General features: G+C 46.7%; 18 protein-coding genes and 1 pseudogene. 2 read left to right on the forward strand and 17 right to left on the reverse strand.

Features of this window, described 5'->3' with window-relative positions; genetic code table 11:
* Nucleotides 1–7: 7 nt before the first annotated feature.
* Nucleotides 8–673, reverse strand: a complete 666-nt coding sequence (locus tag ABC502_RS09785; RefSeq protein ID WP_330089386.1) for a TetR family transcriptional regulator — start codon at nt 671–673, stop codon at nt 8–10.
* Nucleotides 674–807: 134 nt separating this feature from the next.
* Nucleotides 808–2,463, reverse strand: coding sequence for a response regulator (locus ABC502_RS09790; protein WP_330089385.1), 1,656 nt, complete (start codon nt 2,461–2,463; stop codon nt 808–810).
* Nucleotides 2,464–2,661: 198 nt separating this feature from the next.
* Between ABC502_RS09790 and rimO the strand changes: the two genes are divergently transcribed.
* A complete protein-coding gene (gene rimO, locus ABC502_RS09795; protein ID WP_330089384.1) occupies nt 2,662–3,978 on the forward strand; it encodes a 30S ribosomal protein S12 methylthiotransferase RimO in 1,317 nt (438 codons plus the stop codon).
* A gap of 1 nt (nt 3,979) precedes the next feature.
* On the opposite strand, the gene ABC502_RS09800 is transcribed toward rimO, so the two are convergent.
* The 6 genes from ABC502_RS09800 to ABC502_RS09825 form a co-directional block, all read right to left on the reverse strand.
* Nucleotides 3,980–4,882 carry a LysR substrate-binding domain-containing protein gene (locus ABC502_RS09800; RefSeq protein WP_330089383.1) on the reverse strand — a complete coding sequence of 301 codons (903 nt, stop codon included), beginning with the start codon at nt 4,880–4,882 and terminating at the stop codon, nt 3,980–3,982.
* A gap of 95 nt (nt 4,883–4,977) precedes the next feature.
* A complete protein-coding gene (locus tag ABC502_RS09805) occupies nt 4,978–5,991 on the reverse strand; it encodes a BspA family leucine-rich repeat surface protein (protein ID WP_345915760.1) in 1,014 nt (337 codons plus the stop codon).
* A 77-nt stretch (nt 5,992–6,068) separates the two neighbouring features.
* Nucleotides 6,069–6,566 (reverse strand): ATP-binding protein, encoded by a 498-nt coding sequence (locus ABC502_RS09810; protein WP_345915761.1) that lies wholly within the window; start codon nt 6,564–6,566, stop codon nt 6,069–6,071.
* A gap of 106 nt (nt 6,567–6,672) precedes the next feature.
* Nucleotides 6,673–7,551, reverse strand: coding sequence for a class A beta-lactamase (bla, locus tag ABC502_RS09815; protein ID WP_345915762.1), 879 nt, complete (start codon nt 7,549–7,551; stop codon nt 6,673–6,675).
* A 574-nt stretch (nt 7,552–8,125) separates the two neighbouring features.
* Nucleotides 8,126–8,344 carry a DUF6500 family protein gene (locus ABC502_RS09820; protein ID WP_330089381.1) on the reverse strand — a complete coding sequence of 73 codons (219 nt, stop codon included), beginning with the start codon at nt 8,342–8,344 and terminating at the stop codon, nt 8,126–8,128.
* A 508-nt stretch (nt 8,345–8,852) separates the two neighbouring features.
* The gene (locus ABC502_RS09825; protein WP_345915763.1) at nt 8,853–9,359 is read right to left on the reverse strand and encodes a DMT family transporter; all 507 of its coding nucleotides are present in this window, start codon (nt 9,357–9,359) and stop codon (nt 8,853–8,855) included.
* 94 nt (nt 9,360–9,453) lie between these two features.
* Here ABC502_RS09825 and ABC502_RS09830 point away from each other — a divergent pair, with 94 nt between their 5' ends.
* Nucleotides 9,454–10,368, forward strand: coding sequence for a LysR family transcriptional regulator (locus ABC502_RS09830; RefSeq protein ID WP_345915976.1), 915 nt, complete (start codon nt 9,454–9,456; stop codon nt 10,366–10,368).
* A 38-nt stretch (nt 10,369–10,406) separates the two neighbouring features.
* On the opposite strand, the gene ABC502_RS09835 is transcribed toward ABC502_RS09830, so the two are convergent.
* The 9 genes and pseudogenes from ABC502_RS09835 to ABC502_RS09875 all read right to left on the reverse strand — a co-directional run bounded on the left by ABC502_RS09835 (nt 10,407) and on the right by ABC502_RS09875 (nt 15,574).
* Complete coding sequence (locus ABC502_RS09835) at nt 10,407–10,808, reverse strand: hypothetical protein (protein ID WP_345915764.1); 402 nt, start codon at nt 10,806–10,808, stop codon at nt 10,407–10,409.
* Nucleotides 10,809–10,904: 96 nt separating this feature from the next.
* Nucleotides 10,905–11,195, reverse strand: coding sequence for a hypothetical protein (locus tag ABC502_RS09840; protein WP_330089379.1), 291 nt, complete (start codon nt 11,193–11,195; stop codon nt 10,905–10,907).
* A gap of 106 nt (nt 11,196–11,301) precedes the next feature.
* The gene (locus ABC502_RS09845; RefSeq protein ID WP_345915765.1) at nt 11,302–11,889 is read right to left on the reverse strand and encodes a hypothetical protein; all 588 of its coding nucleotides are present in this window, start codon (nt 11,887–11,889) and stop codon (nt 11,302–11,304) included.
* Entirely contained in the window at nt 11,852–12,466 is a 615-nt protein-coding gene (locus tag ABC502_RS09850; protein ID WP_345915766.1) for a proteophosphoglycan 5, read from the reverse strand. The genes ABC502_RS09845 and ABC502_RS09850 overlap by 38 nt, the downstream gene beginning before the upstream one ends.
* Nucleotides 12,467–12,477: 11 nt before the next feature.
* Nucleotides 12,478–12,753 (reverse strand): annotated as a pseudogene (locus ABC502_RS09855) (DUF6508 domain-containing protein); the annotation flags it as partial.
* Between the two features lie 68 nt (nt 12,754–12,821).
* A complete protein-coding gene (locus ABC502_RS09860; RefSeq protein WP_345915767.1) occupies nt 12,822–13,988 on the reverse strand; it encodes a serine hydrolase domain-containing protein in 1,167 nt (388 codons plus the stop codon).
* 156 nt (nt 13,989–14,144) lie between these two features.
* Nucleotides 14,145–14,630 carry a hypothetical protein gene (locus tag ABC502_RS09865; protein WP_345915768.1) on the reverse strand — a complete coding sequence of 162 codons (486 nt, stop codon included), beginning with the start codon at nt 14,628–14,630 and terminating at the stop codon, nt 14,145–14,147.
* Between the two features lie 147 nt (nt 14,631–14,777).
* Complete coding sequence (locus ABC502_RS09870) at nt 14,778–15,140, reverse strand: hypothetical protein (protein ID WP_345915769.1); 363 nt, start codon at nt 15,138–15,140, stop codon at nt 14,778–14,780.
* Between the two features lie 44 nt (nt 15,141–15,184).
* Nucleotides 15,185–15,574, reverse strand: coding sequence for a DUF6404 family protein (locus ABC502_RS09875; protein ID WP_345915770.1), 390 nt, complete (start codon nt 15,572–15,574; stop codon nt 15,185–15,187).
* Nucleotides 15,575–15,667 lie beyond the last annotated feature (93 nt).

Genomic DNA, 15,667 nt, shown 5'->3' on the forward strand with positions numbered 1-15,667 from the left:
TGTGTCCTTAGAGTGTGGCTTGCGCCATAGAATCAAATGGGTGGTTCACAGGTGCGGCGATACCTGCAGCCAGATAAGGTAATAACCGCCGAATCACACTTTCAATATCAGATTCTTGCTGGTAATCCGCAGCGGCAATGTCAAATAATGCTTCACTGGAAGCCATGGTAAATACCACTGTTCCCAGTGAAAAGTGCAAACGCCAAAAAATCTCCGCTGCATCTAATGCCGGGCAAGATTGTTGCACCAGCAAAACAAACTTATTCAGCACAGAACCATAATGATGACTGATAAACTTTCGCAAATGTCCTTGTACATCAGTATAGCCCCGCCCCAGCAATTGCAAAAACAAGGTGGTCCCTTTTGGTTTCACCTGCTCCAGATCCAGCAAAGGTTGCACAAAGACAGCAAGCACTTCTGGTAACCGGGTTGCTTTTTGCCGTGCCAGCAGCAGTTCAAACTGCAGTTCCAACCTTGGCATCACAACTTGCAGATAGCGTTGCAACACCGCCTGAATCAAAGCTTTTTTAGAGCCAAAGTGGTAGTTTACTGCGGCTAAGTTCACTTCAGCATTGCTGGTGATCTGACGCAGTGAGGTATCGTTAAAGCCACTCTCAGCAAACAGGCTTTCGGCTGCATCCAGGATTTTCTGTTGAGTCTGTTCTCGGCTCATGCGGACTCCATTTCAAACGCTTGTTTGAAATGTACGTTTGAATCAAAAAACTGTCAAGCACTAATCCGATGAGTTAAATAAACCCTGCAGTACTGTCAGAGCGCCCTGCACTGCAGGGCCAAAGCGGTGCGCTTTTAATGGATAGACAAAATGGCCTCAGCCAATACAGCACTCAGGCGGTCTTTGTAGCCGGCAACGGTTTGCAATTCTTCATCCGTCAGAGGATGTTTTTCCAGCACTCTGACCATGTGCAGTGCCAACTCTTTCTGGCTTGCCGATAAGCCGCTGTCATCGCACATCACAACCAGCACCTTCAGCACACTGATGGGGATCTTATGATTGTTTGGTGTTAACTCCATCGCTTGCTCCAGGGCTGAAAGCGCGGCGCTAAACTTCTTTTTCTTAAAAAATTCAACCGCCATATTCTGCAGTTGTTTTGGCGTAAAATGCACCCGTTCCTGTTCGTCGCACTCCTGTTCCACGTATTTTTTTACTACCAGCCCAGACAGGTTATCGGATGAAATTTGTTTTTTCACCGCATCCATAATCAGTGCGGCTTCTTCACGTCGTCCTAGTTCATGGAACACTTTGGCTTTATCCAGGTTATCATCCAGTGAAACAATAGGCCGTACGGACACATGCAAATCAATCAGATGTTCCGCTTTTTTTCGCTCGTCATTGGCCAGCAGCAAACGAGCTTTGGCAATAGTAAGCTGCTCTTTGAATAAAGCTGCATCTTTGTAGTCTTTTTCCAATGCCTGGATCTGGCGGTCGGTTTGTTGCAATATTTTTTTTGAGCGCTCGTTATTCAGCGTTTGTGCTAAATCCAAACCGGCGCGGATCACATTTAAAGCCAGTACCGGTGAATCATGCAGCGAGTTTTTTGCATGCTTTGCCATCGCCTGAGTCGCCAGGTACTGCCCTTCAAAATCGTGTGTCAACCGGGCCAAATCCCATACTTTCTTGTTGCGTTCAATATTTCGCGGCGCTATCGCCACCGCTTTCTTTATTTCATCGTAGGCGCGATCAAAGTCCTGCCGCTCAATATAATACTGTGCCAATAAATCATAAGTGGCAAAACGGGTGTCCACCCTATCCGTCATCTCGCTTAACAATGCCTCTATCTGAGCCATTTTATCTTGTTTTAACAGAGCATTGACGTACCCCAGGTGAACCCAGGACATCTGATGCTTTTGCATCAAGGCCACATAAAAGCGCTCTGCTTCTTCGTACTCCTGCAACTTCAGCAATGCCTCCCCTTTCATTCTTTGCAGCTGCAAATGAAAACGGACTAACTTTGGATTCAGCAAATGTCTCTCAACCAGATAAATGGCTTTGCTGTAATTTTTTACATCAATGGCTTCGTACACATCAAACAGAGTACGCTTAATGTTCAATACCTGAGGCAAGCGAAGTTTTACCCGGCCTCTGTCCAGCGGTTTTACCCAGAAATCATCTGGCTGCAACTCCACAATGCTATTGACCAGGCTTTCATCCGTTTCTGCACTTAGAAAAATAAGCACCGTACGCTTCGACACATAGCCTTTAAATTTCATTTCTTCGAGCAGGTGAAAACCGTCTTTATCGCTTTTGACATTAAAAGCACAAATCACAATATGAAAGCGATGCTGCTCACAAAGGCGTAAGGCATAGTAGGCATTTTCAGCGTATTTAATCTGCCGGATCCCCAATTCATCGAAGGCTTCTTTTAGCAAGTTATGCACCAGGTATTGGTCATCCACTATCAATACCTTCAACGCATCAAGGTTGCTTAAGTCCGCTTTATCCATACACCAGGATCCTTTCAGTTTGCTGAGGCAGCTAAATCTTAATTTATTCAATGAGTATAGCGTCCGACAAAATGACCGCCATGCAAAATGGTCTGGAATTGCCAGACAATACTGACTGAACCACATCCGTAACATAGCTGGTGTTTAGCTGGACATTCAAGTAAAATACGCGCCCTTTTATCAGCACGGTGTTCCAGTATGTCACAGCCTAAAGTCGGATTTGTTAGTTTAGGATGCCCAAAGAATCTGGTGGATTCAGAGCGTATTCTGACGCAACTAAAAAGCGATGGGTATCAGATCGTTCCGACCTACGACGATGCGGAACTGGTGATCGTCAATACCTGCGGCTTTATCGACAGCGCCGTGCAGGAGTCTCTGGACACCATAGGGGAAGCCTTGGCAGAAAATGGCAAGGTGATCGTGACGGGCTGCCTGGGTGCTCGCGAAGATGAAATCCGCCAGGTACATCCTAATGTGTTGGGTATTACCGGACCCCACGCTTATGAGAACGTACTGCAGCAGGTTCACAGCATTATCCCCAAGCCGAAGTATGATCCTTTTACCATGCTGGTGCCTGATCAGGGAGTTAAGCTGACCCCACGCCATTACGCCTATTTGAAAATCTCCGAAGGCTGCAACCACCGTTGCACCTTTTGCATTATCCCATCGATGCGCGGAGATCTGGTCAGTCGTCCCATTGGCGAAGTACTGGATGAAGCACAACGGCTGAAAAATGCCGGCGTGAAAGAATTGCTGGTAATATCTCAGGATACCAGTGCTTATGGGGTTGATGTTAAACACCGCACCGGGTTCTGGAATGGACAACCAGTAAAAACGGACATGCTGGCACTATGCCAGGCGCTGACCGGGATGGGCATCTGGGTACGGCTACACTATGTCTACCCTTACCCACATGTGGACCAGGTGATCCCACTAATGGCAGAAGGTAAGCTACTGCCTTATCTGGATATTCCATTTCAGCATGCCAGCCCACGTATTTTAAAGCTAATGAAACGGCCAGGCCAGGCTGAGCGTACGCTGGAGCGCATTAAAAAATGGCGGGCTATCTGCCCGGAGTTAACCATTCGCTCCACTTTCATCGTGGGTTTCCCTGGCGAGACAGAAGAAGACTTCCAGTTGTTGCTGGACTGGTTGCAAGAAGCACAACTGGATCGGGTTGGTTGCTTTAAATACAGCCCGGTGGAAGGCGCCAAAGCCAATGAGCTGGCAGAGCCGGTACCGGAAGAAGTAAAAGAAGAGCGTTATCACCGCTTCATGCAAACGCAGCAAGCCATCAGTGCCGCACGGTTAGAGCGTAAAGTGGGCCAGCAACTGACTATTCTTATCGATGAAGTGACAGCTGATGGCGCTATAGGCCGCAGCGCCGCTGATGCCCCAGAAATTGATGGTGTTGTCTATCTGGATGACAGCAGCGGGCTAGCTCCTGGCATGTTGGTGCAGGTGCTGGTCACCCGCACCGATGCTTACGATTTATGGGCCGAGCGCCTGGCATAATTCAGCCTGGTGTAGCCTGTTGCGGCAACTGCTGCTGCAACAGCTCGGCCAGGCGCTGATAAGCAGGCTCCAGCCTATCCTGTTGCCGCCAGGCCAGATACATAGGTCGCCATAGCCCTTCTTCCCCCAGCGCCAGTGATGCAATCAAGCCCTGTTGCACATAAGGCTCTGCCATCCAGCCTGGTAATACGGCCACCCCCTGGTTGGCAGCCACCTGCTGAATCATCTGACTGCCTTGGGCAATGGGCTTTACCCTGCCCTGAAAATTGTGCCCCTGCAGGAAAAACCGGAACACATCCTGACGCTGTGGTGGCACCGGGTAGCTCAGCAGGGTTTCCTGCAACAGTTGTTCGGGTTTCAGCCAGCTCTGGCTGGCCAGCGGATGTTCAGGACTCACCAGCAAGCGCAGCTCCATCGGATACAGATAATGATAATGCACATGCTGCAACAGGCGCTGATCACTGGTGACCACCAGATCCAGTTCCTCTTGCAGTAAAGCTTCAATGGCCTGATGCTGAATGCTGGCCGATAAATCCAGCTCTACATCGGTTTCTTGCTGCAAAAATGCTTTGATCGAGGGTAAAAGCCAGTGATAACAGGCGTGGCATTCCACACAAAACCGGATCGCCGCCTTTAGGTTGCTCTTGCCCTGCTTCAGGGTTTGCTCCGCAGCACGTACAGCAGGTAGTACCTGCTCAGCTAGTTGCAACAGCAAAGTACCGGCCGGCAAAAACTGCAAAGGATCTGTTTTGCGTTCAAATAAAGCTTGCTCCAACCGATGCTCCAGCTCTTTCAACTGATGCGATAACGCCGACTGCGTCAGGCAAAGCAAACTGGCCGCCTCGCTCACCGAGCCCGTTTCCCGCAATGCTTCGATAGCTTTTAAATGTTTTAACTCAATCATAATGAAGTGTCTTCAACCTGTACTGGCCATTAGTTTCATTTGCAAGCGTCATCATAATCGGCGAGGGTAGACATATCAACATCTAGACGTCCAAATTAATATGTGGTTGGAGAAAGTTCATTCCCCCAGCTCGGCCGCCACTCCATTGGGTAATCCTGCCGTACAAAGTGACTCGGCTGGCGAAATATTTCCGGCAAGTTCCAACGGCTTAAATCTTGATAAAAGGCGTCAGCACCATCGAACATACTATCCATATTCCTCACCTGAGAAACCTGCCACTGGCCTATGGGCTGATTGAAGGAGGCCGCTCTTGCAAACATCTGAGCCATGTTATAAACATTAGCAACATTCCAGTCGCCAAGTGGTTGATTGAATGAACGGGCGCCTTCAAACATATACACCATCTTGCGTACACCAGAAACATCCCAGCCACCTATAGGCTGATTAAAAGAAGTCGCATTACCAAACATATTAATCATATCGGTGACATTGGAGACATCCCAGCGGCCTATAGGCTGATTAAAAGCGGCAGCCCTGGCAAACATACCATTCATGGTGGTCACCTCGGAAACCCGCCATCGTGCTAGTGGTTGGTTAAAGCGCTCAGCAAAAGTGAACATCTCACTCATATCAGTGACCTTAGCAAGATTCCAACGACCAATGGGTTGATTGAAGGAGCGAGCATCAAAGAACATGCCTCTCATATCCCTGACATTAGAAAGATCCCAGCGGCCTATGGGTTGATTAAATGCCGTAGCTGAACGAAACATCCAACTGGTATCCGTGACATTTGATAGATCCCAATAACCGATATCCTCATTAAACTCCCTGGCCTGAGGCGCATAAAACAGGGAAGACATATCGGTTACCTGTGACGTATCCAGGTTGTATTCAGAATCGCCAAAGGTATAAACAATGCCTGCCGATTGAATGGCAAAACTGCCATCAGCAACCGCTGCGCGCAATTGGGCTTCAGTGACGGTTAAATAGTGCGATTGAGACCACCAGGGCCAATTCAGCCAGAGCAGTGCAGAACCTATAAGACCTACGCCACCAGCAATTGCCCAAATGCGGCCTTTCAAACAGAAATTATTGGTGGTGCTATGCATGTTTAATTTCTCGCTTTGCTGTCTTTTCCAGAGTATTTGCAGCTTGGGGTACAGGTCATGTTGGCTAAACTCTGCAATTACCGCTCTGCCGGTGTTATGGTAGTGGTAGTGAAGCCTTCATCCGCTGTGGGTGCAACAAAGTACTTTGTCACCAGCTCAAACATCGCTGCCGTATCCGTTGCTGCTCTTTGCGGTTGTTCTACCAGCCTTTTTGCTATTTGCCTCAAACAAACCTCATTCGGCTGATCGATGTAAATCAGCTCATGTGGCGCCTGAATTTCAGAAAATATGCTTTTAAACCATGCCCGTTGTGCCAAGGTATTGGCTGGAAAGTCCATAACCACATTTGCTCCAGATGTCAGGATTGATTGTACCAATACTTTCATTTGAGGCTTAAGCCGGCCAGAGTATTCAATATAATCGTCTAAGGTCTTGATACTATCTGGATAAGCTGATGCGAGCCACTCATCTTCTACAAGCAATACCGCGTTTTGGTGACAAGACACTTCTCGGGACTTGGTGGTTTTTCCTGCGCCCATTTTCCCACAGAAAAACGTTAGTTTCCCAATATTCATAACCTACTCCGCTCGGTATCCCATGTCGCAAAGAGCCGCCCCAGCGTGGTGCTGGTGTTGCCTTGCCTGTGCCACTAGAGATCAGTATTTCATTACCTGCAATGGCTTAATTTCCCTGATGAATGGCCATGACCAGTGCTGCACCGACATCTGCAATCGCTTGATTTCGCTCTGAAAGGGAAGATCCTGTCTCTGTGATATAAAGTGCAACAACGATAGGCTGGCGCTCTGGTGGCCATATTATAGCAGTGATTGACCTTGAACCGAACTCGCCGGAGCCGGTTCTATCTGCGACAACCCAGCCTTTGGGCACAGCCGCCCGGAAAAGCCCATCAGCCACCCGATTTCTCTCCAGCCAATTGCGAAGCTGCGCCTTAGACTCTACAGATAACAGGTCGCCTAACAGCAATCCCTGCATAGTACTCACCATCGCATTTGGTGTTGTTGTATCCCTGACGTCACCTGGCCGCGCCTCATTAAGCTCTGTTTCCCACCGGTCAAGACGTGTTGTATCATCTCCCAGCAGTTTAACGAACCTCGTCACCGATTCAGGCCCACCCAGAACCTGCAGAATCAAATTTGCAGCCGTGTTGTCGCTTGTGGTCAGTGTTGCTTCACACAACTCAAAAAGCGTCATGGCCTGACGGTCGGCAAACTCTGCAGTTACCGGAGAGTAGGTGACTAAATCTGCGCTCGAAAAGAAAACTTCCCTGCTTAGTTGCAGCTCCCCTTTGTCGGCTCGGTGCAATAACTCGGCACATGCCAGAGTTTTAAAGGTGCTCAGCAGTGGAAATCTCTGATCAGCCTGATATGCCCAGCGCTGCCCCGTCTCCAAATCGTAAGCAGAAAAGCCCACCCGGGCATCCAGTGATTCGGCAATCTTATCTAAAGCAGCAACCACAGGATCATTAATTTCACTGAGTGCAACGGGAGGCAGCCATGCAACAAGAAAAACAAGCACTGCTGCCATTGGATGTTTTTTCATAGATTTTCAGGCCCTATTTTTTGAACTCCGTCACGCCACGCAGCACATTATTTTTTAGCTCAGTGTAAAGACCGTGAGCGTCCTTGAACCAAATAAAGTTGTACAACTCATTATTTATAAATCGGATTTTCACTTTTGGTGCACCAAAGAGCCTAGTGTACTTCACTGACACAATATCTTCGTAGTTTCGCTGAAATTTATAACCTGAGTCGTGGTTACAGAATTCAAGTCCAGTTTTAGTTACAATGAGCATATCACTACAATGCTTATATAAAGCATTACCGTAATACTGATAGATTAGCCTCAAGACAGCCAGAATAACTGCACAGATCATTAGACCTGTTGTAAGAGAGTTATTTACAACGAAAATTGAAGGTTTGTAATATAAAGCTATTAGACAAGGGATAAGAAAACCATAGTTAAGCCATTTGAGCAACTTCAACCGCCGCTCTAGAAACTCAATGTCACAACTGTATCTCATCAACCTTCACCAACGTCCTGACCTACCACCGCAGTTAAAGGTCCCTGCGGCCAAAATAAAACCATTACCTTCAGAGACGCTAGCTTGACTAAGCTATACACCGGCCAGAACCATTTCTTTGATCTTTACCGCTTTTTCAAAGTGATCCAGCTTGTGTGTTTCTATCCACCACCGGGCCGCTTCCATCAGAAGCTCCGGTTGATCGTTTTTGTTCTTAAAAAATGCATAAAACGACAGGCCTACCGTCGCGCCCTTTTGCTCAATTTTCAGATCACAAACTTCGACCATCTTTTCCCTAAGCTCTTTTCGCAATGCTGTAGCCCTCTACCAGGTTGCTCACATCAAGTCCAAATTTAACACGAGGACCAGCAACGTGATAGAGGTTTGCAGCCAGCTAGCGCAATAAACGCGCTACTTGGAAGCATGTAGCCCCACAGCTCCTTGCTTATCGTGTACAGAGCATGCTCGCAAAGTGGGCAAAAGCGCGTACCGCAGCGAGCGAGTTTAATGGCTTTGTTACATGTTTTTCCACTTTAAGCGCCAAGTAACGGGAGATGCTTTAGCCGGTGGTACTTCAATGCCATCTGCAAGCAATGCCGCAGCGGCCTGATTTCAAAAAGCATCTAGTGGAATTACGATGGCTCTTTTACCCTCGAACAGGAATTCATCCGGGTATATTTCCTTGAAAGTCTAGATCAAGCTAGTCTGACAGACAGTGAAAATACACCTTAATAAAGCCACGCTCGTTTGGCTTCCAGTCCATTCGTATCGTGCTGCCGCCCTTTACCAGGAATCTGGGCTCCCCCACTTCAAAGCTTCCTCACGTCGCTACCTGTGCAGCGCTCTGTTGTGACACCACAACAGTTGGTGAGAACCACTGCACCGTGACCACCCCCGCCAGCACCAGTATAACCCCTAACACACGCCCAATGCTTATCTCTCTGACGGGTAAATTCAGCCAGCCGTGATAGTCCACTAACAGTGAGCTGATCAATTGCCCTGCGATAACACACACAATGAAGCTGGTCGCCCCGACACGAGGTACCAGTATCAACGCAGACGAAATGTAGATGGCTCCGGCCACACCTCCCAGCCATGCCCAAACCGGTAGGTGCTTGATGGCCCCTAGGGCAGGAAAAGGTGTCTGTATAGCAAACAAGATGGGTATCACGACGAGCATACTGATAAGCAGTGAGATCAGTGTCGCCCAAATGGGGTGGCCCAATGCCCGGCCCAATTCTGCGTTGCTGCCGGCTTGAAGAGGTACCAAAGCACCTGCAATCACTGCCAAAGCCGCAAGCGCTACTAGTGAGAAAGATGAATTCATGAAAAAACTCCTGATGCATAGGAAAGAGCCTTGTATCTTGTATAATCCATATCAAGAATTGAAATTCTATTTTTTATTTTTTTATATTCGAACTATGAATAATTTAAGGCGTATCGATCTCAACTTACTGGTTACCCTGCATGCGCTATTGGTAGAAAAGCATGTGTCACGGGCGGCACAGCGCTTACATAAAAGCCAACCAGCCGTCAGCCATTCACTCGCCAGTTTGCGAGCCATCTTTGACGACCCTCTGCTGGTGCGACGAACAGGCAAGCTGGAGCTCACTTCCCGCGCCAGCGAATTGCTACCGCTCTTAACAGAAGCACTGCATCAGCTCGGCGCACTCATTGACCTGCCTGCTTTCGACGCCTCCCAGGCAAAACGGGTATTTCGGCTTGCGATGTCAGACTATGGAGCCCGTGTGGTGCTTCCTGGTTTGGTTCGGCGATTGCGTTCAGAGGCTCCTGGGATCGAGCTGCAAGTTTCTCAAGGCAGCCGTGCCGCGATGTTGGCAGGAGTTTCTGATGGGGAGATCGATATGGCGTTTGGCGTATTTCAGTCACCTCTTTCGGATGATCTACGCACCCATACGCTCTTCATCGAGCACTTCGTCAGCGCTGCAGATAAAAACACCCTGCCCCAAACGGGCCGCCTTGAGAAAACAGAGTGGCTCTCGCGTCCCCACGTACTCGTCAGCATGCAAGGCAGCGAAAGCAATGAGATAGAAAACGCACTGCTGCAAGCAGGTGTCAACCGTCGGGTTGCAATAACCCTGCCTCATTGGGGCGTAGCCAGTCGTGTGGTGGCCAACACAGATTTGATCTTGACAGCCGCTCGACGCAGCTTCGATCTATTTCAACAGGACTCACCGCTGCAACTCTTCGCACCGCCCTTTCCAATTGATCCTTTTGCGTTCAACATGGTATGGCACTGCCGACGGGAGAGCGATGCCGGCCATAATTGGCTTAGGCAAACGATCATTGAGATGCCAGCAACTAGCACTTATTGAGCATGAGGCAAGACTGACCACGACCGCACGCAGAATACTCAATGACTTACTGTTTCAGCTGAGCTAGATTTGTTCCTCGTTAAGAAAAGAGTGGTAAGTAATGCAGCACTAAGAAATGTTCCTATTGGAAAGATAAATATAGCAAAACCTGAAACCATTATAGAGAACCAAAAAATCCATCTGGTTCGATACTGCAGCCCGGCAATGGCTATAATTAATAAAGCGATTCCAGGAACAATTAAGCCTATTCCCAAGATTGTAAGCATACTGCCTATTGAGCGTTCATCTGAAGTCACCTGTGTTTCTTTTGTCTCAAAAAGCGATATTGCTTGAAAGTCCGAATACATTGAGAATGCGGTACTAGCAAGGCCAATTGGTAATATTAACAATAACAAAACAGCGACAATGGCAGCATACCTACCAATTTTTTCATTTTTCACAACCAAAATCCTTTATAAGCTACGTAACGCAAAGCTTTGGCACGGCTGCAGCGCAGCGTAAGGCGCCCCAGCCGCGCAAGCGGTGACAACGCCTTATTATGTGTTTTTAACCAAAGCATCAACTATCTCAGAGGCTTCTTTTAAACTTGCACCAGTGATTTTACGATAAAGCCTGATTGCTTTTAGCCTATGACCTGCTTTTATAGCCTTACTCACTTCAACTGGGACGAGAGTAGTATCGTCAAACTCAATACCAGTGTGCTTGATAAGAGCATCTATTTTGACCTCTAGGAATCGAATTTTCTTCCGATACTCTTCAAGGAGCAAGTAGAGATATAATCCTAAAGCAACCAAAACGGGAGCTAAAAATCCAAAATACTCAACCAAACCATCTACTCCTTAAAAAACATAAACATAGTGACTCCCCACAAAGTGCCTCCGAGTTGGAGGGTTGGGCCGCGAAGCGGCATTTTGGTGGTGACTCTGTTAGCACCTAGCCGCCGATGTACGCAATTTGGTATCTTTGACCAAAGTTTTCAATTAACCTGTCCAGAGTTGCCAAGTTCATTTCATTAGGTTTAAAACCTTTACCATATTTGGCAAGGTTATCTCTATAAAGCTTTAATTTGAGCAGATCGTTTTCTAAAAAACCTGCGGTCGCCAGCACATAATCATTCCAGAGAAACGGGGAATTACTTTGTTGGTCTTCGGTCAGCAGAACGTCTGAGACAAGTTCAAGTGCCTTATCATTTTGATTTGAAAAAGCATACATTTGCAACAAATGCCATTTAAGTGATATTTGGTTTGCATTGTTTTCAAGAATATATTTGTCTATCAGAATTGCGGCTTCTCTAAAGCATTTATTAGCAGTTAACACCCGCCAGCCATTACCTGGGGTTTGATCAAACTTTTCATAAGATAGTTTTAGATCATTGTTTAATCCATTGATCAACAGCGAATCACATTCAGCTTTTACAGCAAATGTGAAAAAAAATAAAATTACGAAAATAGTTGGAGATCTCATAAGTAAATCACTCAGGCGGCTAGATGAATTTTCTTGCAGCAGCCACGCCAGCTTCAATATCCCAGCCAGGAACAACAGCCTCAAGAAGCGCGGGGGTTATTTCGCCATCAGCAGCCACCAGTGCAGCAAGCGCTTGTGCTGAAGGTGGTTGACCACCTAAACCAGGAGCATCTGAAGCATACTCGCTTAAAAGTTCAGTCGCGTTTATAGAGCAGACTTCAAGCAGGTCAATATCTTCATAACCATCATTGACGCTGTAATTCACTCTTTGCCATTTTTCTCCATCCCACCCATAAACAAATCCAATCCATTCTCCGAATAGTGGTAAACTTAAATCAAAAGACCACCAGTCAGGCGCACCCTCTAAAATATTGGTCTCTTGCTCACCAAAATACTCTGCCGCCTTACCATAATAGGTTTCTGTGTACTCGTGATCATGTCCAATCAGAATGCACTGCTCCTGATTTTTAAAACGCAAACAAATCCAATTGCCACCACCATCATGGTAGCACCATTGATTTTCTGTTGCGTAAACATCACTGCCCCAGCCTCTTGCTGCATAAACGGCTGCTAAAGCAGCCCAGCCTCCGCGCAGATTTTTTGGTGAAGGTATGTTCATTTCAATTAGTGACATAAAATATTTCCCTATTTTAATAATTCATTTAACCGCTTGAGAATTAATACTATCTTACCCTCACGAATCATAGCGCCCATGTGGCCACCACAAAACCGTTCACCACGAACACAGAAGGTCAGCATAGTCCTGATTTCATCAAGACCAGAAGATGCGATTAATTTTTTATCTTCGATCATCTTTTGTGCTTCTTTTGGACTATCCCCGTAGTCGCACCATAGCTCTTGGGACGCTAGCTTAAAAAACTTTTTTACGTTTTCCTCACACTCTGGCCATGGCATAGTGAAGGCACCATTTCTGTCTTCTTACCTTTTTGAAAATATTTCACATGATATTCCTATTAAGGGCTAACGCTTCAATCAGCCGACACGTTAGTGGTCGGCTGTATTGATTTGTTAGCCACCATTTGCTGCATCGATATCTTCATTTCCCTCATCAAAGTGTGAGGATAATTATCACGATCATTTGATGCCGTCAGTATGAACAACTCAATGTCAGGATAATAGTGGAAAGTTGTAAAGGAGTAGCCATTTGAGCCATCATGCCAAATAGTTGTAAACTCTTCAGGTGGGTTTGAAATAACCCAGCCGTAACCGTAGTAATCTATCTTGCTAGGGGTTTCAGCAATATGTGGATGAAGCATTTGCGCCCACGAATCCTCACTTAAAATCTGTCTTGATCGAAGAGCCTGGTACCACGCGTGCATATCTTGTGCAGTGGATAGCAAGCCACCGCTGCCTTCAAACCGTCGTCTTCCGGGTTCGTCACGTAGATGTTGCAACGGATCGCCCACACTTCGACTTGCCGCCTCTATCCTGAACAGCCATTGCAGCCAGTTTTGGTCTGCGCCGTAATTTATGGCAAGTCGCTCTTGCGGTACATCCAGCAGACGATACCCAGTTTCTGTTAAGCCAGCCGGCAACAGGATATGTTGCCGAATATAAGCCTCCCAGTTTAGGCCTGAGACAATCTCAATCAGCTGTGCCAACAAGCGAAAGCCACTATTGGCATAATGATAGGCTTCGCCTGGAGGGGCGACTAATTTCTGTTTAAGTAGTTGAGAAATATGAACATCAACATCTATAACATCATGGTATCTGCCCCGAGGAAGTTCACTCGGCAATCCAGATGAATTGGTAAGTAAATGATGGATCGTAATATTTTTTTTATCAGCAGGCACATTGGGAAAGAAGTTATCTATGGTATCGGAGAGGGATAACTTCCCTTGCTCTACCAACAACATAATGGCCGTTGCGGTAAATTGCTTGGTCACTGAGCCAATATCAAACACGGTGTGCTCATCAAAAGCGCGCTGATTTTCTCTGTCCGCGAAGCCAAAGCTTTGTTGAAAAATAATGGCATCTGAGTTTGCCACCAATACCGTTCCGGAAAACGTGGATTGCTCGAGTTTCTGCTGCCAATGCAGCAATGGCTCTGCAGCTAATGCTGGTAAAACGGCGAATAGCGTGAATACAGTAGCAATTGCAGAGAAAAGTTTAAACCTACCCATTGTTGCTTTCAAAAGTACCTTCCCTGTTTCAGGTGAATGCTTGAGCTCTGTTGTGCCAACTTAACGCACAGCATGCTTAAAAGAAAACCAGAATTTGTAACCAAACATTCCAGTGTGTTTACTAACGCTACAATCAGCCGACGCTTTAGCGGTGGCTGCTGTAAAGCATCATTTCGTAATCCTTAATAAATAATGTGCGATAGTTCTCGCCCTGCCAATTAATGCAAATGCTACAACAGTTTCAACAACTGTCGCCAACATCAGAGCTTTTGCTTCAGAATCATGCGCGCCACTTGGAACAATATTTAAATAAGTTAACCAGTACACGATATCTGAGATAGCTTTAAAAGTTAAAAACAGGCCAATAGCTAAAATAACTACTGTCAGAAACGAGGTATAATTTAGAGGCTGAATTTCTTTATCTAACTCTGGTTTAATAACATTTTTTGCGATTGTAATTGGAAACAGCCAACACGCTATTGCTGCGATAAGCGATAACAGCGTCACTAATAGGGGCATTATCAGAATATTTGCCACATGTAGGCTGCCTGAAGTTAAAAGAGTAAACTGCTGCATTGACTGCCTGAACACATAAACGAAAAGTAAAATTGCGAAAATACGCAGGCCAATGGCAAGATAGTGATGCGGCTTCATTCTAATTCCTTTTAAATTTAGATGATTGTAGTTTTCGAGACCACCGCAGATGGAGAGCCGCGAGTAATGAATATCTATACAAGACAGGCTTTTGCCTGTCCCGGTGGCTGCCGTCCCAGCCGCGATAACAGCGACAATCGCGTATTGTTAGACATACTGCGCAGCAACCATGAATAACGGCAACCAAACAGCAACCGATAAAAACATAACACCCGTAATGGCAAAAAATGCTGCGCTACCAGCAGCATGTGAAAAATAAACTGTTGGACGACTGGCAAGGTGCTTATGAAAGTTATTCGCAATAGCCTGAAACGTTGATGTGATTATTTCCCACTGATACCGCACCCAGGTAAAAAAAGGTTTAAGTGCGAGCAGCAAGCATGAGAATGCCATCTCCAAACCTGCTACCTCTACAAAAAGCAGCAGGTAACCGGCAAATGGTGTTGCTACTAAAATAGCTAAGAGCATCAGTGCTCTTTTTAGCCAAACGTGACGATTTAGAAAATCCATCTAATGTCCTTATTTTTGCCTAACGCCGCGAACAGCGCTTTAAATTATCCGCCAGCTTGGCTTGGTTTGGCATCCCCTTCTTTCGAGGGTAAATCTAACCAATTAGAAAGCTGATGCTTCCGAGCAGACGACTTGTAGTACACGGCCATAGCAACGCCGAAGAAGATGCCTGCGACTAACGCGGAGGCTATGGCGCCAGATGCGGGTAAACCCACGGACCGCCATTGGAAAAGCCACATTAGGGCTCCCCACGCAGCAGCAAACCATAGCCCCATTAAAAGTGCGTTCTTCAGAAAGCTGTTGTAATGGGGAGGTCTAGCCCTGACACCCAGCTTCCAGAGCATGATCAATGCCGGTGGTATGCTATTCGACTTCCAGATGCCGGACTCTTTAAGCTCCTGCATCGCAGCCTCCTTTCTCTTTTCAAATGACACCTTAACTCCTTAGACTTGCCTAATCAGGATAGGTCCTGCGGCCCTTCATTTGGCAATGGTAAGACCAACACCTCCAAATCTTGGATATTCGGC

The sequence above is a fragment of the Alkalimonas sp. NCh-2 genome, assembly GCF_039631345.1.
In the GTDB taxonomy this organism is placed as follows: Bacteria; Pseudomonadota; Gammaproteobacteria; order Enterobacterales; family Alteromonadaceae; genus Alkalimonas; species Alkalimonas mucilaginosa.